19 protein-coding genes and 1 tRNA gene are annotated in these 18,888 nt (G+C 65.4%); 7 read left to right on the top strand and 13 right to left on the bottom strand.

Annotated elements, in window-relative coordinates; translation table 11 throughout:
• Positions 1-19 precede the first annotated feature (19 nt).
• From QTI51_RS09355 to lptF, 6 genes are all read right to left on the bottom strand, one after another.
• Entirely contained in the window at positions 20-178 is a 159-nt protein-coding gene (locus QTI51_RS09355) for a DUF3309 family protein (RefSeq protein ID WP_093122295.1), read from the bottom strand.
• 153 nt (positions 179-331) lie between these two features.
• Positions 332-1,498, bottom strand: coding sequence for a pyridoxal phosphate-dependent aminotransferase (locus QTI51_RS09350; RefSeq protein ID WP_116907573.1), 1,167 nt, complete (start codon positions 1,496-1,498; stop codon positions 332-334).
• A 156-nt stretch (positions 1,499-1,654) separates the two neighbouring features.
• Entirely contained in the window at positions 1,655-2,596 is a 942-nt protein-coding gene (locus QTI51_RS09345; protein ID WP_013541245.1) for a CysB family HTH-type transcriptional regulator, read from the bottom strand.
• Positions 2,597-2,658: 62 nt separating this feature from the next.
• The gene (locus QTI51_RS09340) at positions 2,659-3,042 is read right to left on the bottom strand and encodes a sirohydrochlorin chelatase (RefSeq protein WP_116907574.1); all 384 of its coding nucleotides are present in this window, start codon (positions 3,040-3,042) and stop codon (positions 2,659-2,661) included.
• Entirely contained in the window at positions 3,039-4,151 is a 1,113-nt protein-coding gene (lptG, locus tag QTI51_RS09335) for an LPS export ABC transporter permease LptG (RefSeq protein WP_116907575.1), read from the bottom strand. The genes QTI51_RS09340 and lptG overlap by 4 nt, the downstream gene beginning before the upstream one ends.
• Complete coding sequence (gene lptF / locus QTI51_RS09330; RefSeq protein ID WP_116907576.1) at positions 4,148-5,269, bottom strand: LPS export ABC transporter permease LptF; 1,122 nt, start codon at positions 5,267-5,269, stop codon at positions 4,148-4,150. Before lptF ends, lptG begins: the two co-directional genes overlap by 4 nt.
• A gap of 21 nt (positions 5,270-5,290) precedes the next feature.
• Between lptF and QTI51_RS09325 the strand changes: the two genes are divergently transcribed.
• The 4 genes from QTI51_RS09325 to QTI51_RS09310 all read left to right on the top strand — a co-directional run bounded on the left by QTI51_RS09325 (position 5,291) and on the right by QTI51_RS09310 (position 9,051).
• Positions 5,291-6,859: a leucyl aminopeptidase gene (locus QTI51_RS09325; RefSeq protein ID WP_286515939.1), complete on the top strand. Its 1,569-nt coding sequence runs from the start codon at positions 5,291-5,293 to the stop codon at positions 6,857-6,859.
• Positions 6,856-7,296, top strand: coding sequence for a DNA polymerase III subunit chi (locus QTI51_RS09320; protein WP_116907577.1), 441 nt, complete (start codon positions 6,856-6,858; stop codon positions 7,294-7,296). The genes QTI51_RS09325 and QTI51_RS09320 overlap by 4 nt, the downstream gene beginning before the upstream one ends.
• Before the next feature lies 1 nt (position 7,297).
• Positions 7,298-7,702: a hypothetical protein gene (locus QTI51_RS09315; RefSeq protein ID WP_116907578.1), complete on the top strand. Its 405-nt coding sequence runs from the start codon at positions 7,298-7,300 to the stop codon at positions 7,700-7,702.
• A gap of 134 nt (positions 7,703-7,836) precedes the next feature.
• Positions 7,837-9,051 (top strand): branched-chain amino acid ABC transporter substrate-binding protein, encoded by a 1,215-nt coding sequence (locus QTI51_RS09310; RefSeq protein ID WP_116907579.1) that lies wholly within the window; start codon positions 7,837-7,839, stop codon positions 9,049-9,051.
• A 94-nt stretch (positions 9,052-9,145) separates the two neighbouring features.
• Here QTI51_RS09310 and QTI51_RS09305 read toward each other — a convergent pair whose 3' ends face one another.
• The 5 genes from QTI51_RS09305 to QTI51_RS09285 form a co-directional block, all read right to left on the bottom strand.
• Positions 9,146-9,535, bottom strand: a complete 390-nt coding sequence (locus tag QTI51_RS09305) for a response regulator (protein ID WP_116907580.1) — start codon at positions 9,533-9,535, stop codon at positions 9,146-9,148.
• Between the two features lie 99 nt (positions 9,536-9,634).
• On the bottom strand, positions 9,635-9,991 hold the full coding sequence (locus tag QTI51_RS09300; RefSeq protein WP_116907581.1) for a hypothetical protein: 357 nt from the start codon (positions 9,989-9,991) through the stop codon (positions 9,635-9,637).
• Positions 9,992-10,212: 221 nt separating this feature from the next.
• Positions 10,213-10,303 (bottom strand) — tRNA-Ser (locus tag QTI51_RS09295).
• 25 nt (positions 10,304-10,328) lie between these two features.
• Positions 10,329-11,258, bottom strand: a complete 930-nt coding sequence (locus tag QTI51_RS09290) for an SPFH domain-containing protein (RefSeq protein ID WP_116907582.1) — start codon at positions 11,256-11,258, stop codon at positions 10,329-10,331.
• A 33-nt stretch (positions 11,259-11,291) separates the two neighbouring features.
• Positions 11,292-11,717, bottom strand: coding sequence for an NfeD family protein (locus tag QTI51_RS09285; protein WP_116907583.1), 426 nt, complete (start codon positions 11,715-11,717; stop codon positions 11,292-11,294).
• Between the two features lie 214 nt (positions 11,718-11,931).
• Between QTI51_RS09285 and QTI51_RS09280 the strand changes: the two genes are divergently transcribed.
• Positions 11,932-14,229, top strand: a complete 2,298-nt coding sequence (locus tag QTI51_RS09280; RefSeq protein WP_116907584.1) for an arginine/lysine/ornithine decarboxylase — start codon at positions 11,932-11,934, stop codon at positions 14,227-14,229.
• Positions 14,230-14,254: 25 nt separating this feature from the next.
• On the opposite strand, the gene QTI51_RS09275 is transcribed toward QTI51_RS09280, so the two are convergent.
• Together QTI51_RS09275 and fabI are read right to left on the bottom strand one after the other, a co-directional pair.
• The gene (locus QTI51_RS09275) at positions 14,255-15,097 is read right to left on the bottom strand and encodes a DNA ligase (RefSeq protein WP_116907585.1); all 843 of its coding nucleotides are present in this window, start codon (positions 15,095-15,097) and stop codon (positions 14,255-14,257) included.
• A gap of 64 nt (positions 15,098-15,161) precedes the next feature.
• Complete coding sequence (gene fabI, locus QTI51_RS09270) at positions 15,162-15,944, bottom strand: enoyl-ACP reductase FabI (protein WP_116907586.1); 783 nt, start codon at positions 15,942-15,944, stop codon at positions 15,162-15,164.
• A gap of 37 nt (positions 15,945-15,981) precedes the next feature.
• On the opposite strand from fabI, the gene QTI51_RS09265 reads away from it, so the two are divergent.
• Positions 15,982-17,802 carry an extracellular solute-binding protein gene (locus QTI51_RS09265; RefSeq protein ID WP_116907587.1) on the top strand — a complete coding sequence of 607 codons (1,821 nt, stop codon included), beginning with the start codon at positions 15,982-15,984 and terminating at the stop codon, positions 17,800-17,802.
• Between the two features lie 39 nt (positions 17,803-17,841).
• Positions 17,842-18,882, top strand: coding sequence for a microcin C ABC transporter permease YejB (locus tag QTI51_RS09260; RefSeq protein ID WP_116907588.1), 1,041 nt, complete (start codon positions 17,842-17,844; stop codon positions 18,880-18,882).
• Positions 18,883-18,888: the final 6 nt, after the last annotated feature.

Genomic DNA, 18,888 nt, shown 5'->3' with positions numbered 1-18,888 from the left:
CATGGGCTGCTCGCCGGGCCTATATGCGACCCATGAGCACCAGGATGACGATGATGACGACGATCAGGCCGACGCCGCCGCTGGGTCCGTAGCCCCAGGACCGGCTGTAACCCCAGCTCGGCAGCGCGCCGATCAGTATCAGGATCAGGACGATCAGCAGAATGAACGAGAGCGACATGGTTTCTCCAGGGCAGTTGTTGTGATGAGCGTTGATGCTCCTCCCGCCCCGTCGCCTGGATCGCCGGAGAGCGGCCCCTTCGGCGGTCAGCCAACGTCCTACCGCCGCGTCATTGCCGGGGCCGGGCGCCGTCGGCGCTGAACCCGTGGCGCGTCAGAGCCTTGCCAGCCGCTCCAGCGCAGCGAGCAAGGTCTCGTCTTTCTTGGCGAAGCAGAAGCGCACCACGCGCTGGTCGAAACCGTTGCCGTAGAACGCCGACAGCGGAATGGCGGCCACGCCGATCTCGCTCGTGAGCCAGAGGCAGAAGTCGGCTTCCGACAGGTCGCTCACCGCCGAGATGTCGACGCACTGGAAGTAGCTGCCCTCGCTGCGCAGCAGCTTGAAGCGCGTCTTCTCGGCCAGGCCGGCGGCGAACAGGTCGCGCTTGCGCTGGTAGAAGGCCGGCAGCTCCAGGTAGGGCTTGGGCTCGGCCATGTAGCGCGCCAGGGCATGCTGCATGGGCGTGTTCACGGTGAACACGTTGAACTGGTGCACCTTGCGGAATTCGGCCATCAGCGGTGCCGGCGCCGCCACGAAGCCGACCTTCCAGCCGGTGACGTGGTAGGTCTTGCCGAAGCTGCTCACGATGAAGCTGCGCGCGGCCAGGCCCGCGAAGCGCGCCACGCTTTCGTGGCGGGCGCTGTCGAACACCATGTGCTCGTACACCTCGTCGCTGATCACGAACACGTCGGTGGGCGCCAGCAGCTCTTCGAGCTTGCGCATCTCGGCCTCGGTCCAGACCGTGGCGCTCGGGTTGTGCGGCGTGTTGATGATGATGGCGCGCGTGCGCGGCGTGAGCGCGGCGGCGATCTTGTCGAAGTCGGGGCGGAAGGTGCCGGGCACGAGCGGCACGCGCACCACGCTGCCACCGGCCAGCTCGATGTTGGGCACGTAGCTGTCGTAGCAGGGCTCCAGCACGATCACCTCGTCGCCCGGGCGCACCACCGCGAGGATGGCCGTGATGATGGCCTGCGTGGCGCCGGCGGTGACGGTGATTTCGCTGGCGGCGCTGTACGTATGGCCATACAGCGCCGAGATCTTCGCGGCGATGGCGTCGCGCAGCGCCGGAATGCCCGGCATCGGCGGGTACTGGTTGTGGCCCGCGGCCATGGCGGCCGTCACGTCTTCGAGCAGCTTCGGATCGCAGTTGAAATCCGGAAAGCCCTGGCCCAGGTTGACCGCGTTCTTCTCGGCGGCCAGGGTCGACATGACCGTGAAGATGGTGGTGCCGACGGAGGGCAGCTTGGTGCCGACGTCGGGCGTGCGTGGTGACGTGCTCATGATGTTCGTGATTTTGCTTATTGCGCCGCGCGCAACCCACCTCTCGTCTCCCTTCCAGGAACACCGCGGAACCGGCTTTGCCGGGCCGCTGGTGTTGCCCCCGGAAGGGGGTTGGCGGAGCGACACGAAGTGCGCGAAGACTGGGGGTGATCCTGTTTACAGCTCGTAGTCTTGTTGGTGGCCGCTCAAGGCCTTGGCGATCAGGTTGCGGTCGAGGCGGTCGGACAGCAGCTCCGCGAACTTGAAGACGAAGTTGCGCAGATAGGCACTGCGCTTGAACGCGACCCGCGCGATATTCTGGCCGAACACATGGCCCATGGGGCGCACCACGAGGTCGGCATTCGACTCGTCGCGCACCGCCATTTCGGCCACGATGCCCACGCCCAGGCCGAGGCGCACGTAGGTCTTGATCACGTCGGAGTCGATGGCTTCGAGCGCGATGCGCGGCGTGAGCTTTTTCTGGGCGAACGCATGGTCGATGCGCGTGCGGCCGGTGAACGAAGGGTGGTACGTGATGATGGGTTCCAGCGCCAGGTCCTCGAGCGAAATGCGCTCCTTGGCCGCCAGCGGATGGTCCTTGGGCAGCACAAGCACGTGCTGCCACTCGTAGCAGGGCAGCGTCACGAGTTCGGCGTAGCCGTCCAGCGACTCGGTGGCGATGCCGATTTCGGCGATTTCATCGATCACCATGCGCGCCACCTGGTCGGGCGAGCCCTGGTGCAGGCTCACGTTGACCTTGGGGTAGGCCTCGCGCAGGTTGGCCACGGGCACCGGCAGCACGTAGCGCGCCTGGGTGTGGGTGGTGGCGATGGAGAGGGTGCCGCTGTCCTGCGCGCTGAACTGCTCGCCGATGCGCTTCAGGTTGCCCACCTCGCGCATGATCAGCTCGATGCTCGCAATGACGTGCTGGCCGGGCTCGGTCACGCGTTTCAGGCGCTTGCCGTGGCGCGCGAAGATCTCGACGCCCAGTTCTTCCTCGAGCTCGATGATGGCCTTGGACACCCCGGGTTGCGAGGTGTGGAGGGCCTTGGCCGCCTCGGTGAGGTTCAGGTTGCGCCGCACGGCTTCCTGAACAAACTTGAACTGATGCAGATTCATATCAAATTCCGTCTTATTGCGGAATTCATTATGCCTTCGGAATCTATCGAAATTGCCGCATTTCAGGATTTGATGGCAATTTTGGCCAGCAGGTCGACCAGTTCGGGCTCTTCGCCCACGATGCCGGCGAGCGAAATATCGATGTGAGGCCAGCGCTGGCGCAGCGCTTCAAGTTGGTGCGGCAGGTCTTCGCGGGCGTGCTTGCCCATGCCGAGGAAGAGCGGAACCACACGCACCGCGCGGGCGCCGGCTGTGATCAGCGCCGCCGTTGCGGTCGCCAGGTCGGGTGTCGCCAGTTCCATGTAGGCGCAGACCACGAGCGCGTCTGGGGCGCGCGCGGTGGCGCGGGCCGCGACGGCTTCGATGGGCTCGCGCCAGCGCTCGTCGCGCGAGCCGTGCGCGAGCAGCACGATGCCGCGCGCCTGTTTGGCCGAAGTGGTCGTCATCGTCGCAACACCAGCCAGCTGAAGGCCGTGAGCGACATCACCGAGTAGATGAGCCCCGGCGCCGCCGCCGTGAGCCACGGCGACCAGTTGCTCAGGTTGCCCAGGTAGCCGAACACGTTGTTCAGCAGGAAGAAGCTGATGCCGATCATCACGCCGCCGAACACGTACGTCGTGATGCCGGCCTGGCGGAAGTGCAGGTAGGCGAAGGGCAGGGCGAGCACCACCATCACCAGGCACGAGAGCGGGTAGAACACCTTGCGCCAGAACTCGATCTCGTAGCGCTGCGCGGTCTGGCCGTTGGCGTCCAGGTGGCGGATGTAGTCGAACAGGTCGATCGTGCTCATGCGGTCCGGTCGCAGCAGCGCCACGGACACCATCTCGCCGGTCAGCGAGGTCGGCCAGTTCAGTTGCGGAATTCGGCTGGTGACGATGTGGGCCTGCTCGGACGAGCTGCGCGTGTCGTACTTCTGCTGCTCCACGTCGCTCAGGACCCAGTGGCCGTCGTTGCCGATGACGGCCGAGCCCGCGGTGAGCTGGGTGCTGATGTAGCCGTTGTCGTCGAACTCGATGATGCGGGGGTTCTTCAGCGCGCCCTTGCGGTCGATGGACAGCACGTTCACGGCGAAAGACACGTTGCCGCGCTTTTCCTTCAGCCAGGCGCCGGTGTTGCCGGCCAGCGAATACACGCCCTGGTACTTGGCCTTGAGCAGCTGGCCGGTGCGCTCCGAGGCCGGGGCCACGTAGTCGCCGATGGCGAAGGTCAGCACGACGAAGCCTAAGCCCAGCAGCAGCAGGGTGCGCAGCGCGCGCCACGGGCCGAGGCCGCTGGTGCGAAGAATGGTGTATTCCGAGCTTTGCGCGAGCCGCGCCATCACGAAGATGGCGCCGATGAGCACGGTGATCGGCAGCAACTCGTACAGGTGGCTGGGCACCAGCAGCAGCACGTAGATCAACGCCTGCACGGGGCCGTAGTTGAGGCTGTCGGGCTTGCCGATGGACTGCAGCTCGTCGACGAAGTCGAAGAAGAAGAAGAGGCTCAGGAAGCCGAGCGTCACGAACGCGACGGACTTCAGCACCTCCGCGTAGATCAGGCGTCTTATCGTTTTCACGTGGTGGGTTCGATGTGGGGTGTGGGCACCGCGGCGGCGCGGCTGCGCCGGGTGCGGCGGCCCCAGTTGTTCTGGCGCGCGCTCAGCCACACCAGGTTGAGCAGCAGCACGCCGCCGTGCAGCGTCACCATGAAGCCGGCCATGCTGAAGCGGCCCGAGCTGATCCAGCTCTGCCCGATGTTCAGCATGTTGTAGTAGACGACGAAGGCGAACAGCGCCAGCAACAGGTTGCCGCTGCGCCCGACGCGCGGGTTGGCGCTGGAAACGTTCAGCGCGAGCAGCACGAAATTGATGGCGGTCAGCAGCATGCCGATGCGCCAGGCCAGTTCGCCGCGGCTCGGGCTGCTCGGGTCGGCCAGCAGCGACACGGTGGTGCGCGCGCGCGGCGGCGTGGCGCTGTTCACCGCGGCGTCGCTGCCGCCGGCACGGGTGCCGTAGGTCTTGAATTCGCTGATCTTCAGGCCGGTGTTGGCCAGTGGCTGCTCCAGCCGCTGGCCGTTGTTGAGCAGCAGGTAGCGCGAGTTGCCGATGTTCTCGATGCTGCCGCTGCGCGCCGAGGTGGTGATCTGCAGGTTGCGCTCGATGGACCAGATGAAGACGTTGGTGGCCTTGGAGTTGTCCGGCGTGTCCTTGTCGATGAAGAACACCCGCACGCGGCCGGCCGATTCACGGAACTCGCCGGGCGCCACGCGCTCGATGTCGCTGCGCTGCTCGTACTGCTGGCGCATGCCGATGGTCTGCGAGTTGGCCCAGGGCCAGCCCACCAGCGCCATCACCGCTACGAGGATCAGCACCGGCCAGGCGAAGCGGAAGGTGGGCTTGATGAAGTCCATGAGCCCGCGGCCACTGGAAAACCAGATCACCATTTCGCTGTCGCGGTACATGCGCGAGAGCGTGCCGACGATGGCGACGAACAGGCTCAGGCTCAGGATGGTCGGCATGTAGCCGAGCACCGTGTAGGCCATGACCAGGAACACCTCCTGCGGGTTCACACTGCCCTTGGAGGCAAGCCCGAGGGTACGGATGAGCATCATGGTCATCACGATGGTGACCAGGACCACGAGGGTTGCTCCGAAGCTGCGGGACAGCTCCTTGCGTAAGGAAGAATGGAATAACATCGTTCGAGGAAAAAAAGGATTATGGACTTTCAACTCAAGACCCTCACCGTCGCCCAGGCTGCAGCCGAGAAATCCGATGTCCTGATCGTGCTCGTCGGCAGCGCCCCCCTCACCGCCAAGGACCCGCTTTCGGTGCTGGCCGCCAGTGCCCGCAAGGCCGGCGACCTGCCCGACAAGGCCGGCAAGCTGCTGTCCTTGTACCGTCCCGAAGACGTCGTGGCGTCCCGCGTGGTGTTCGCCGCCATCGGCGACGGCAAGCCCGCCGCGGTGCGCACCGGCGTGGCTGCCGCAGTCGCCGCCGCCAAGGCCCACGCGCCCAAGCGCGTGGCCGTGGTGTTCGCCCAGTCGGCCGATGCCGCCGCCGTAGCCTGCGCCGTGACCGCGGTGGCCGATGCCAGCTATGTCTACACCACCACCAAGTCGAAGGCCGAGCCGCGCAGCATCCGCAACGTAACGCTGGGCGTGGCCGATGCCGCCGGCGTGACAGGCGCCTTCAACGACGCGCGTGCCACCGTCAACGGCATCGAGTTCGCCAAGGAATGGGGCAACCGGCCCGCCAACCATGCGACCCCCACGCTGCTGGGCGAGGCCGCCAAGGGCCTGGCCAAGCTGGCGAACATCAAGTGCGAGGTGCTGGGCCCGAAGGAAGTCGAGAAGCTCGGCATGGGCTCGTTCGCCGCCGTGGCACAGGGTTCGGCGGAGCCGTTGCGTTTCATCGTGCTGCGCTACCAGGGCGCGCCGAAGGACCAGGCGCCCGTGGTGCTGGTCGGCAAGGGCATCACCTTCGACACCGGCGGCGTTTCGCTGAAGCCGGCCGCCGAAATGGACGAAATGAAGTTCGACATGTGCGGCGCGGCCAGCGTGCTGGGCACCTTCCGTGCGCTCGGCGACATCCAGCCGGCCATCAACGTGGTCGGCCTCATTCCGTCGTGCGAGAACATGAACGACGGTCGTTCGGTGAAGCCGGGCGACGTGGTCACCAGCATGAGCGGCCAGACCATCGAAGTGCTCAACACCGACGCCGAAGGCCGGCTGGTGCTGTGCGACGCTCTGACCTATGCCAAGCGCTTCGAGCCCGCGGCCGTGATCGACATCGCCACGCTCACGGGCGCCTGCGTGGTGGCGCTCGGCGGCGTGCGCAGCGGCTTGTTCTCCAGCGACGAAACGCTGGCCGGCGCCCTGGAAGCAGCCGGCGAAACCGCGCAGGACCGCGTGTGGCGCCTGCCGCTGGACGACGAGTACGCCGAAGGCCTGAAGAGCAACTTCGCCGACGTGGCCAACATTGCCGGGCGCGCCGGTGGCGCGATCACCGCCGCCAAGTTCCTGCAGCGCTTTGCCGCCGATTTCGCCTGGGCTCACCTGGACATCGCGGGCACCGCCTGGAAGAGCGGGGCGGCCAAGGGCTCGACCGGCCGGCCGGTGGGCCTGCTGGTGTCGTACCTGACGACCCGCGCGGCCAGTGCGGCTGTCTCGGCTGTTGCGGCCAGCGCCGAGGCATCGCCGAAGGCCAGGTCCGCCAAGGCAGGCACCGACGTCAAGACTGACAAAGCGCCGAAGAACTCGACGCCGAAGGCCCGGTCCGCGAAGTGACTGAAATCGGCTTTCACTACAACGCGCCCGACAAGCTGAACTACGCCTGCCGGCTGGTTCGCAAGGCCGTGAATGCGCGCGGCCTGCGCGTGGTGGTGGTGGGCGACGCACACGCGCTCGATGCGGTGGACGCCGCGCTGTGGCAACTGTCGCCGGTCGACTTCGTGGCGCACTGCCGCAGCGATGCGCCGGCCCACGTGGTCGCGCGTTCGCCCGTCGTGCTGTCCGTGGAAGGGGCCGACGCCGCATCGTTGCCCCACCGCGAGATGCTGGTGAACCTCGGACTCGAAGTGCCCGCGGGCTTCGAGCGCTACGAACGCATGATCGACATCGTGAGCGACGAAACCAACGACCGGCAGGTCGGCCGCTCGCGCTGGCGCCACTACGCCGACCGCGGCTACACCATCCAGCCGCACGACTTCGCAAAGAGTTCCTGACATGGCCAGCACGCTGCGCACACCGCCCCGGTTCGTTCCCACGCTGACCACGGTGCTGGAAATTCCGGCGGAGCCTGCAAGCCCTGAACCGCCGGTCGAGCAGGTGTCTCAACCCGGCCCCGCGGACCCGGCGAATGCCATGGCATTGCCCCCGGCCGCGCAGCTGTCGCAGGCCGAAATCGTCAGCCTCGAAGAGCAGCTTCTGCACCGCGTTCTGCAGCGCGTGGACCTGTCGCTGGAAGAGCGTTTGAGCGACACGGTGTCAGCTGCCGTTCAGCATCAACTCGATGCAATGGTGCCGCGTTTGCGCCATGAAATCGAAGCCGTTTTGCGTGCTTTGGTGATCGAGGCAATGGCCGCCGAACTCTCGGAAAACACAGGGTCTACGCCAGCTTCCGGCGCCTAAATCCTCGGCTAAACTGCGCCGCAGGTCGGAAGGGCGTGAGGGTGCCGCTGGTCTGCGGCGCGAAACTTGCGAGGTCTGCGCGCCCGGATCAAACGACCGGTTTTTTATTCTTTATCCAAGTTCTGGAGGTTCTCATGCAATTGAAATGGACTGCGGTCGCACTGGCTGCACTCACGCTCGTGGCTTGCGGCAAGAAGGAAGAAGCCGCTGCGCCCGCTGCAGCGCCCGCGCCAACGGCTGCGGCCCCGGCTGCACCCGCACCCGCACCTGCCGGAGAAACCCTGGTCGTCAAGATCGGCCACGTCGCACCCACCAGCGGTCCCATTGCCCACCTCGGCAAGGACAACGAAATGGGCGCCAAGATGGCCATCGAAGACCTGAACGCCAAGGGCCTGAAGATCGGTGACAAGACCGCCAAGTTCGAACTGGTTGCAGAAGACGACGCCGGCGATCCGAAGCAAGGCACCGCAGTCGCCCAGAAGCTGGTCGACGAGAAGGTCAACGGCGTGGTCGGCCACCTGAACTCGGGCACCACCATTCCCGCCTCCAAGCTGTACAGCGACGCTGGCATTCCGCAGATCTCGCCTTCGGCCACGAACCCCAAGTACACGCGTCAAGGCTTCAAGACCACGTTCCGCGTGGTGGCTGACGACACGCAACTCGGCGGCACGCTGGGCAAGTACGCAGTCGAAACGCTCAAGGGCAAGAACATTGCCGTGATCGACGACCGCACCGCTTACGGCCAGGGCGTTGCCGAAGAGTTCGAGAAGTCGGCCAAGGCCGCCGGTGCCACCATCGTGGGCCACGAGTTCACGACCGACAAGTCGACCGACTTCAACGCCATCCTGACCAAGCTGAAGGCTTCCAAGCCCGACGTGCTGTTCTTCGGCGGCATGGACGCTGTCGGCGGCCCGATGCTCAAGCAGGTCAAGCAACTCGGCCTGAACGTCAAGTTCATGGGCGGCGACGGCCTGTGCACCGGCGAACTGCCGAAGCTCGCCGGCGATGCCATCGGCGAAGACATGGTGGTGTGCGCTGAAGCCGGCGGCGTGGACGGCGACTTCAAGCAACCGCTGGAAGACTTCAAGGCCAAGTTCAAGACCAAGAACGGCGTGGACGTGCAGATCTATGCACCGTACGTGTACGACGCGGTCAACGTGCTGGCCGAAGCCATGGTCAAGGCCGGTTCGTCCGACCCCGAAAAGTACCTGCCGGAAGTCGGCAAGGTGCAATACAAGGGCGTGACCGGCCCGATCGCCTTCGACGAAAAGGGCGACATCAAGAACGGCGCGCTGACGCTGTACACCTACAAGGGTGGCGCGCGCACGCAGATCGCAGTGGTTCGCTGATCATCGGCATCAGCCAAAAAGAGAAAAGGGCCTTCGGGCCCTTTTTTCATGCCTGCCGCGCAGGCGAATGCCGGCGTTTCGCGCGGCTTCTGGTTCAGAGCGGCGCGAGGCCGGAGGGGCGGTCGGTGTTGCAGTACTCGATGAAGGCGTCGAGGTCGCGCGACTTGTCGAACACCGCGTCGGCACCGAGCGCGGCGCAGCGTGCGCGGATGTCGACCGTGACGTAGTTGCTCAGCACCACCACGCGCTGGGTCGGTTTGCGGGTCTTGCAGCCGGCCAGCACGCCCAGGCCGGAGCCTTCCTTGAGAAACAGGTCGACGATGAGCAACTGCCAGTCATCGGGGTGGGTGTCGAGCCAGGCGAGCGCGTCAGACTCGGTCTCGGCGAAGCCGACCACTTGGCCATTGACGAGGTCCTCGAGTGCCGGGACCAGGTTGTCCCTGATGGTCTTGTTGTCCTCTACGAGGAACGTGATGAGGGCCATGCCGTGGTTTCGCTTTGAGAACCAATAGCGTAGCGTGCCTGACGCTGTCTCAGCGTAGGAGAAAGGATACGGACTGAGCGAGGTGGCAACGCCGAACCGTCAATCCGAACCTTGGGCGCGGATCCGGGCCTTGAGTTCTTCGGCCTCTGCAATGCTCTCGTCGCGTTCGGCGGTCGCTTCGAGGCGTTTCTCGATTTCCTCGCTCAACGCGGCATTGACCTCGGCCAGCTTCTCGGCCGACTTGGCGAGTTTCTGTTCGAGCTGGCTCGTGTGTTCGATGGCCTGGGCCACCTCGCCGACCTGTACTTCCTCGGGCAATTCCTGCTCGAGCACCGTGCTGACGACGGCCAGGTTGTCGGAGGCCCGTTGCACGTCCGCAGCCACCTGTTCGCTCTTTTGCAGGGTGCGGTCCAGCGGTGTCGTGCCACGCTGCATGGTTTGCGGTTGTCCGGCCATCGAGCTTCCTTTTGCGGGCTTGAAACTAAAACGTTTGGATCGTACGCCAGACGAAAGTGTCCGGCATGCCGTTGTCCAGTTGCTGCAAAGCAACGCCTGGACCGGGCGGCAAGATGACAGAAGGCCCGGGCGCCAGGCAACAAAAAAGCCCAAGTGCTTGTGGCAACTTGGGCTTCCTGTGCTTTCGTCATGTTCGCGAACGGTTACGAACAATCAATCTCTGGCGGAGCAGGCGGGATTCGAACCCGCGGAGGGCTATTAACCCTCACACGCTTTCCAGGCGTGCGACTTAAACCGCTCATCCACCGCTCCTGAGCCCACGAGTATAGCAGTGAGATCAGCTCGGATTCGACGGTTTGCCCGCCTGAACCATGCGCATCGCGGATGCGATGAGCGCCGCGGTCTCGCTCATGTTGCTCGGCACGATCAGCGTGGTCTTGGAATCGGCCGCGACCTTGCCGTAGGCATCCACGGCGCGCTCGGCCACCTTGAGCTGCACGGCCTGTTCGCCGCCCGGTTGGCGAATGGCTGCCGCCACGCGTTCGATGGCGTCCGCGGTCGCCGTGGCCACCGCGGTGATGGCGGCAGCCTCGCCCTGCGCATTGTTGATCTGCGCCTGCTTCTCGCCTTCTGAACGGGCGATGAAGGCTTCGCGCTCGCCGGTGGCGATGTTGATCTGCTCCTGGCGGCGGCCTTCAGAGGCCGCGATCAGCGCGCGCTTGCCGCGCTCGGCCGTGATCTGCGCCTGCATGGCCAGCAGGATTTCCTTCGGCGGCGTCAGGTCCTTGATTTCATAGCGCAGCACCTTCACGCCCCAGTTCAGCGCGGCCTCGTCGATCGCGGCGACCACCTGCGCGTTGATCACGTCGCGCTCCTCGAAGGTCTTGTCGAGCTCGAGCTTGCCGATCACGCTGCGCAGCGAGGTCTGGGCCAGTTGCGTCACCGCCACGATGTAGTTCGACGAGCCGTAGCTTGCGCGCATCGGGTCGGTCACCTGGAAGTACAGGATGCCGTCCACCTGCAGCTGCGTGTTGTCGCGCGTGATGCAGATCTGGCTGGGCACGTCGAGCGGAATTTCCTTCAGGCTGTGCTTGTAGGCGACCCGGTCGATGAACGGGATCAGGAAGTTGGGGCCGGGCGTCATGGTGCCGTGGTACTTGCCCAGGCGCTCGCGCACCCACGCGTTCTGCTGCGGCACGAACTTGACCGACTGGCTGATGAAGATGATCGCGATGACCAGGATGATGAGAGGGACCGAAAATTCCATGGTGCGCTTCCTTTTCTGAGTTCTATGGACTGACTAAACCTTGTCGACCACGAGGCGGCTGCCGATCACCTCGACCACGCGGTGTTCGCCGGGCGACGGGATGCGGCCCGCGGGCAGCATCACGGTCCATTGCGCGCCGCGATAGCGCACGGTGGCCGTGCCGTCGGGGTTCCAGGCGTCGACGTGCACGCTCTCGCCGATGTCGAGATTCACGTCGCGGTTGGTGCCCGTCGGCGGGGCGGCAGGGCGCTTGCGCTGGATGGAGTACCAGGCCAGCACGGCCCCCACGCCGATCACCGCCGCCACGATCAACTGCGTGACCGTGCCGAAGCCCAGGTGCGCCGCGATGGCGGCGGCCGCGAAGCCGGCGGCGAGCAGCAGCAGGTAGACGGTGCCCGAGAGCAGCTCGACCACGATGGCGGCTCCCGCAATCAGCCACCAGACGGTGGAATTCGCCATGTCAACTCCTCTTCTCGTTGTTCGATGCGCGCCATTCTGATGCATGAAGCCCAAGCGCTTGTCCTGCGTAGGGGTACTGGCGCCGGGGGCGAGGGCTTGCCTGACAGCTCCCGAATGTCTTGCGAAAAGCCGACCGGATCCGTCATCCGAATTCCGTACACTTCGCGCCTCGTCTCATTGCCTGTTTGTCTCCCTGCTGTCCGGAGCCCCGCTCATGAAATTTCGCTTTCCCATCGTCATCATCGACGAGGACTTCCGCTCCGAAAACACTTCGGGTCTCGGCATTCGCGCGCTCGCGCAGGCCTTCGAAAGCGAGGGCTTCGAGGTGCTGGGCGTCACGAGCTACGGCGACCTGAGCCAGTTCGCGCAGCAGCAAAGCCGCGCCAGCGCCTTCATCCTGTCGATCGACGACGAGGAATTCACGGTCGGCCCCGACCTCGACCCCGCCGTGCTGAACCTGCGCACCTTCATCGGGGAAGTGCGCCGCAAGAACGCGGACGTGCCCATCTATATCTACGGGGAGACCAAGACCGCGCGCCACATCCCGAACGACATCCTGCGCGAGCTGCATGGTTTCATCCACATGTTCGAGGACACGCCGGAGTTCGTGGCGCGCCACATCATCCGCGAGGCCAAGAGCTATCTCGAAGGCGTGCAGCCGCCGTTCTTCAGGGCGCTGATCGACTATGCGGAAGACGGTTCGTACTCCTGGCACTGCCCGGGCCACTCGGGCGGCGTGGCGTTCCTGAAGAGCCCGGTGGGCCGCATGTTCCACCAGTTCTTCGGCGAGAACATGCTGCGCGCCGACGTCTGCAACGCGGTGGAAGAGCTGGGCCAGCTGCTCGACCACACCGGCCCGGTGGCGGCCAGTGAACGCAATGCGGCGCGCATCTTCAATGCCGACCATTGCTTCTTCGTGACCAACGGCACCAGCACCAGCAACAAGATGGTGTGGCACCACACCGTGGCGCCCGACGATGTGGTGGTGGTAGACCGCAACTGCCACAAGTCGATCCTGCACGCGATCATCATGACCGGCGCGATTCCGGTGTTCATGAAGCCCACGCGCAACCACTTCGGCATCATCGGCCCGATTCCGCAGAGCGAGTTCGAGCAGAGCGCCATCAAGGCCAAGATCAAGGCCAACCCCTTGCTCGCGCACGTGGACCCCGAAACCGTCAAGCCGCGCGTGATGACGCTCACCCAGTCGACCTACGACGGCGTGATCTACAACACCGAGACCATCAAGAACATGCTCGACGGCTACGTCGACACGCTGCATTTCGACGAAGCCTGGCTGCCGCACGCCGCCTTCCACCCGTTCTACGGCGCGTACCACGCCATGGGCAAGCGCCGCGTGCGCCCCAAGGACTCGCTGGTGTTCGCCACCCAGTCGACGCACAAGCTGCTGGCCGGCATCAGCCAGGCCAGCCACGTGCTGGTGCAGGACTCGCAGAACCGCGCGCTCGACCGTGACCTGTTCAACGAGGCCTACCTGATGCACTCGTCGACCAGCCCGCAGTACGCGATCATCGCCAGCTGCGACGTGGCCGCCGCCATGATGGAGCCGCCCGGCGGCACGGCGCTGGTGGAAGAAAGCATCCTGGAAGCGCTCGACTTCCGCCGCGCCATGCGCAAGGTGGAAGAAGAGTTCGGCAAGGACGAGTGGTGGTTCAAGGTCTGGGGCCCCGAGAAGCTGGTCGACGAAGGCATCGGCCGCGCCGAAGACTGGATCATGAAGGGCGAGAAGGATGCCAAGCGCAAGACCAAGAAGTCGCCGCGCAACTGGCACGGCTTCGGCGACCTGGCCGACGGCTTCAACATGCTCGACCCGATCAAGTCGACCATCGTCACGCCGGGTCTCGACCTCGAGGGCAACTTCGCCGAGACCGGCATTCCAGCCAGCGTGGTGACCAAGTTCCTGGCCGAGCACGGCGTGATCGTGGAGAAGACCGGCCTGTACAGCTTCTTCATCATGTTCACCATCGGCATCACCAAGGGCCGATGGAACACGCTGCTCACGGCGCTGCAGCAGTTCAAGGACGACTACGCGCGCAACCAGCCGATGTGGCGCATCCTGCCGGAGTTCTGCCAGCAGCACCCGGGCTACGAGAAGCTCGGCCTGCGCGACCTGTGCCAGCACATCCACAAGCTGTACGCGCGCTACGACGTGGCACGCCTGACGACCGAGATGTACCTGAGCGACCTCACGCCGGCCATGAAGCCCAGCGACGCCTTCGCCCACATCGCGCACCGCAAGACCGAGCGCGTGGAAATCGACGAGCTCGAAGGCCGCATCACCACCAGCCTGATCACGCCGTACCCGCCGGGCATTCCGCTGCTGATTCCGGGCGAAGTGTTCAACAAGAAGATCGTCGACTACCTGCGGTTCTCGCGCGAGTTCAACCTGCAGTGCCCTGGCTTCGAGACCGACATCCACGGGCTCGTGGCGCGCGTCGACGAGACGGGCAAGAAGCGCTACTACGCGGACTGCGTCCGTGAAGTGAAGTAGCCGAACCGAAGAAAGAAGCGGGGGCCTAGCCCTCGCGCACCCGCATGAAGCGGGCGAAGCGGGGCAGGCCCTTGGCCGTGGTGCCGTTGTAGCGGTAGGTCACCCAGCTGCCGATGGCGGGCGGGTTCTCGCGTTCGGCGTCGGTGAGCCCGGTGCCGAGCTTGAAGCGCTTGCCGTCGGCCGTCTCGACCACCAGCGCGCCGACCCGGGCGCTGTGCTTGCCCTTGCCGGGCACGTGCTCGATCACGCGGGCCTCGGCGTCGTCGTAGGGCTTGACCTTCAGCAGGTCGTTGTTGCGCTCGGCCCGGTAGCTCGAGCTGCCGCGGTGGAGCATCAGGCCTTCGCCGCCCATCTTCACCGTCTTGTCCAGCAGCGCCTGCAGGTCTTCGTGCGTGGTGGCGCGCTCTTGCGGCACGGCGACCGCCCACGGGGCATCGGTGATGGGCAGCAGCTTGCGCAACGCCGCCAGGCGTGTCGTGAAGTCGCCGGCCTGCGCGGGCAGGTCGAACACCATGAAGCGCATCTCGTGCCAGGCGGCATCGTTCGGGGTCTGGCTGCGCACGGTGGAAACCGCATGCGAGAAGCGCCCGCGCCCCGCCCACAGCTCGCCGTCGAGCGGCTGCCTGGGCAGCGGCGTGGTGAACCACGCCGGGGCCACGACCCGCTCACCGCCGCGTGTCCACAGCTGCTTGCCGTCCCAGTAGCCGCGCACGCCGTCGTATTTCTCGCTGACCCAGTAGTCGGCGAGCGACATGCCCGGGCGGTAGACGTCCGCGAGCATCAGCGACGGCGCGGCCTCGCGCGCCCATGCGGCAGGCGCCGCGATCACGCCGAAGGCAGCAAGCAGGAGGGAGCGTCGGTTCAGCAAGATGCTATGAAATAAATAGCTGACGGCGACCGGCGGGCGGTCGCGCGCAGGGGCTGGTGGACGGTTACTCGGCCATCCCGCCGACGACGTTGCTGAAGCCGCCGTCGACGTAGGTGATTTCCGCCGTCACGCCGCTGGCCAGGTCGCTCAGCAGGAACGCGGCGACATTGCCGACCTCTTCGATGGTCACGTTGCGGCGGATCGGCGAGGCATCGGCCACGGCCGCGAGCATCTTGCCGAAGCCCTTGATGCCGCTGGCCGCGAGCGTCTTGATCGGGCCGGCGCTGATGCCGTTCACGCGCATGCCCTTCGGGCCCAGCGACGCGGCGGTGTAGCGCACCGACGCTTCGAGCGAGGCCTTGGCCAGGCCCATGGTGTTGTAGTTGGGCAGCGCGCGCTCCGCGCCCAGGTAGGTCAGCGTGAGCAGGGCCGATTTGTCGTTCAGGTAGGGCAGGGCCGCCTTGGCCATGGCCGGGAAGCTGTAGGCGCTGATGTCGTGCGCGATCTTGAAGCCCTCGCGCGACAGCCCTTCGAGGAAGTCGCCGGAGATCGACTCGCGCTGCGCGAAGCCGATGCTGTGCACGAAGCCGTCGAGCTTGGGCCAGGTCTGCGCGAGGTCGGCGAAGAGCTTGTCGATCTGCGCGTCGTCGCTCACGTCGCAATCGAAAATCAGCTTGGAGCCGAAGTCTGCGGCATATTCGGTGATACGGTCCTTGAATCGCTCGCCGACATAGCTGAAGGCGAGCTCCGCGCCCTGTTCATGACAGGCCTTGGCAATGCCATAAGCAATGGAGCGATTGCTCAACACGCCGGTGATCAACAGTTTTTTGCCGGAAAGAAAGCCCATGAAGTTGCCTCGTGAAAATCTTGGGCAGAATTCTCGCATGCGGTTTCTCAGGGTCTGGTGGTTGATGGTGTGTGCGGTTCCCGCGTGGGCCGCGCATGGATATGCGCTCTGGGACGACCTCAAGTACGCCCCCGGCTTCCAAGCCTTCGACTACGTCGACCCGGCCGCCCCCAAGGGCGGCGAACTGCGACTGGTGAGCAACCTGCGCGTGTCCACCTTCGACAAGTACAACCCCTTCACCATCAAGGGCGCGGCGCCGGCCTACCTCGACAGCCTGCTGTTCGACACGCTGCTGACCGGCTCCATGGACGAGACCGCCTCGGGCTACGGCCTGCTGGCCGAAGACGTCACCGTGGCCCCCGACCGCCGCAGCGTCACCTTCCGCCTGCGGCCCGAGGCGAAGTTCCACAACGGCAGCCCGGTCGAGGCGGCCGACGTGAAGCACAGCTACGACACCCTCATCGGTCCCTTCACCTCGCCGGGCTACAAGACGCTGCTGCAGGAGGTGGACGGTGCCGACGTGCTAGACGCGCGCACCATCCGCTTTCGCTTCAAGACCGTCAACCGCGAGCTGCCCTTGATCGTGGGCAGCCTGCCGGTCTTCAGCCGCGCATGGGGCATGGAGAACGGCAAGGCCAAGCCCTTCGACCAGGTGGTGATGGACATTCCGATCGGCAGCGGCGCCTACAAGATCGGTCCGGTGCGCTTCGGCAAAGACATCACCTACGTGCGCGATGCGAACTACTGGGGCCGCGACCTGCCGGTGAACCGCGGCACGCACAACTTCGACCGCATCACCATCAAGATCTACAAGGACAACACGGCTCGTCTCGAGGCGCTGAAGGCCGGGGAGTTCGACATGATGAGCTTTTATTCGGCCGGCGACTGGGCGCGCCGGGTGAACGGCAAGCGCTTCAACACCGGCGAGCTCGTCAAGCACGAGTTCGCGCACAAGAAGCCCTCGGGCTTCCAGAGCTTCGTGCTCAACAGCCGGCGCGGCAAGCTGAGCGACGCGCGCGTGCGCGAGGCGCTGGGCCTGGCGCTCGACTACGAGTGGATGAACCGCCAGATGTTCTACAACGGCTATCCGCGCGTGAAGGACCTGTTCGGCAACACCGACTGCGAGGCCCAGGGCCTGCCGTCGCCCGAAGAAAAGGCGCTGCTCGAGCCCTGGCGGGGCAAGATCCCCGATGCGAGCTTCGGCCCGATGTACACGCCGCCCGTCACCGAAGGCGAAGGCCGCTCGCTGCGCAGCAACCTGCGCCGCGCACGCGACCTGCTGAAAGAGGCCGGTTGGGAATACCGCGACGGCGCCCTGCGCAACGCCAAGGGCGAGGCCATGACGCTGGAGTATCTCGACAGCAAGGAAGGCGGCGTGCGCACCGTGTCGCCGTGGATGCGCAATCTCGAGAAGCTCGGCATCACGCTGAACTTCGCCACAGTCGACTTCGCGCTCTACCAGGAGCGGCTCGACCGCTTCGACTTCGACGTCACGACCATCAACTTTCCGGGCACCAACAACCCGGGCCAGCAACTGCTCGAGATCTTCGGCAGCAAGGCGGCCAAGACCGAGAGTTCGGGCAACTACATGGGCGTGTCCACGCCCGCGGTCGATGCACTGCTGAAGGACATCGTCGACGCCGACACCAAGGCTGAACTGATGCCCGCCTGCCGCGCGCTGGACCGCGTGATCATGCACAGCCACTACCTAATTCCCCAGTGGACGCTGACCTCGCACCGCATCGTGTACGACGACTGGCGGCTTGCGTTCAAGTCGCCCATGCCGCCGTATTCCAATGGGGAGGACTGGGTCATGGGCACGTGGTGGGCCAAGCCGCCGCGCAAGTCCGCCCCCTAGGCAGAAACAGAACAGAAATAGAAGAGAAGGAAACCGGCCGTGCTCTCCTATGTCCTCAAGCGCCTGCTGCTCTTCATTCCGACGCTGCTCGGCGTGATGCTCGTGACTTTCCTCGTGATCCAGTTCGTGCCTGGCGGCCCGGTGGAGCAGTACCTGGCCGAAGCCAAGACGGCGGGGCGGGGCGGTGGCGGGGGCGGTTTCGAGTCCGGCGGCGGCAGCTACCGTGGCAACCAGGGCGTGGACCCCAAGCGGCTGGAGCAGATCAAGGCGCTCTACGGCTTCGACAAGCCGCCGCACGAGCGCCTGCTGCAGATGCTCGGCCAGTTCGCGCGATTCGACCTCGGCAAGAGCTTCTTCCAGAACAAGGACGTGTGGACGCTGATCCTGGAGAAGCTGCCGGTCTCCATCAGCCTGGGCTTGTGGACCTTCTTCATCAGCTACGGCGTGGCTGTGCCGTTGGGGGTGGCCAAGGCGGTGCGGGCGGGCACGCGCTTCGACCTGATCAGCACGCTGATCGTGCTGGTCGGCTATGCCATTCCGGGCTTCGTGCTCGGCGTGGCGCTGCTCGTGGTGTTCGGCGGGCAGCTGCAGTGGTTTCCGCTGCGCGGGCTCACCTCGGCCAACTGGGACGAACTGAGCTGGGGCGCGCGCATCGTCGACTACCTCTGGCACATCACCTTGCCCGTCACCGCGATGGTGCTCGGCAGCTTCGCCGTGACGGCAATGCTCACCAAGAACGCCTTTCTCGAGGAAATCCGCAAGCAGTACGTGCTGACGGCGCGGGCCAAGGGCCTGGGCGAGCGGCAGGTGCTGTGGAAGCATGTGTTCCGCAATGCGCTGATCCCGATCATCACGGGGTTGCCTTCGGCCTTCATCGGCGCCTTCTTCGCCGGCTCGCTGCTGATCGAGACGCTGTTCTCGCTCGACGGGCTGGGCCTGCTGGGCTACGAGAGCGTGATCCGCCGCGACTACCCGGTGGTGCTCGGCACGCTCTACCTCTTCACGCTGATCGGCCTGGTGACCAAGCTGATTTCCGATCTCTGCTACGTATGGGTGGACCCGCGTGTCAAATTCGACTGAGGGCGT

This window comes from Variovorax sp. J22G73, assembly GCF_030317035.1.
Taxonomy (GTDB): Bacteria; Pseudomonadota; Gammaproteobacteria; order Burkholderiales; family Burkholderiaceae_C; genus Variovorax.
This window is presented reverse-complemented; position numbering and strand designations above follow the sequence as displayed.

What these genes read in the sequence shown, in the direction of transcription:
- QTI51_RS09325 (WP_286515939.1), top strand. Translation starts at nt 5,291, where the DNA reads ATGGACTTTCAACTCAAGACCCTCACCGTCGCCCAGGCTGCAGCCGAG.
- QTI51_RS09285 (WP_116907583.1), bottom strand. Translation starts at nt 11,717, where the DNA reads ATGGCGAATTCCACCGTCTGGTGGCTGATTGCGGGAGCCGCCATCGTG.
- QTI51_RS09350 (WP_116907573.1), bottom strand. Translation starts at nt 1,498, where the DNA reads ATGAGCACGTCACCACGCACGCCCGACGTCGGCACCAAGCTGCCCTCC.
- QTI51_RS09345 (WP_013541245.1), bottom strand. Translation starts at nt 2,596, where the DNA reads ATGAATCTGCATCAGTTCAAGTTTGTTCAGGAAGCCGTGCGGCGCAAC.
- QTI51_RS09265 (WP_116907587.1), top strand. Translation starts at nt 15,982, where the DNA reads ATGCGGTTTCTCAGGGTCTGGTGGTTGATGGTGTGTGCGGTTCCCGCG.
- lptF (WP_116907576.1), bottom strand. Translation starts at nt 5,269, where the DNA reads ATGTTATTCCATTCTTCCTTACGCAAGGAGCTGTCCCGCAGCTTCGGA.
- QTI51_RS09280 (WP_116907584.1), top strand. Translation starts at nt 11,932, where the DNA reads ATGAAATTTCGCTTTCCCATCGTCATCATCGACGAGGACTTCCGCTCC.
- QTI51_RS09300 (WP_116907581.1), bottom strand. Translation starts at nt 9,991, where the DNA reads ATGGCCGGACAACCGCAAACCATGCAGCGTGGCACGACACCGCTGGAC.
- QTI51_RS09290 (WP_116907582.1), bottom strand. Translation starts at nt 11,258, where the DNA reads ATGGAATTTTCGGTCCCTCTCATCATCCTGGTCATCGCGATCATCTTC.
- QTI51_RS09340 (WP_116907574.1), bottom strand. Translation starts at nt 3,042, where the DNA reads ATGACGACCACTTCGGCCAAACAGGCGCGCGGCATCGTGCTGCTCGCG.
- QTI51_RS09305 (WP_116907580.1), bottom strand. Translation starts at nt 9,535, where the DNA reads ATGGCCCTCATCACGTTCCTCGTAGAGGACAACAAGACCATCAGGGAC.
- QTI51_RS09310 (WP_116907579.1), top strand. Translation starts at nt 7,837, where the DNA reads ATGCAATTGAAATGGACTGCGGTCGCACTGGCTGCACTCACGCTCGTG.
- QTI51_RS09315 (WP_116907578.1), top strand. Translation starts at nt 7,298, where the DNA reads ATGGCCAGCACGCTGCGCACACCGCCCCGGTTCGTTCCCACGCTGACC.
- QTI51_RS09355 (WP_093122295.1), bottom strand. Translation starts at nt 178, where the DNA reads ATGTCGCTCTCGTTCATTCTGCTGATCGTCCTGATCCTGATACTGATC.
- fabI (WP_116907586.1), bottom strand. Translation starts at nt 15,944, where the DNA reads ATGGGCTTTCTTTCCGGCAAAAAACTGTTGATCACCGGCGTGTTGAGC.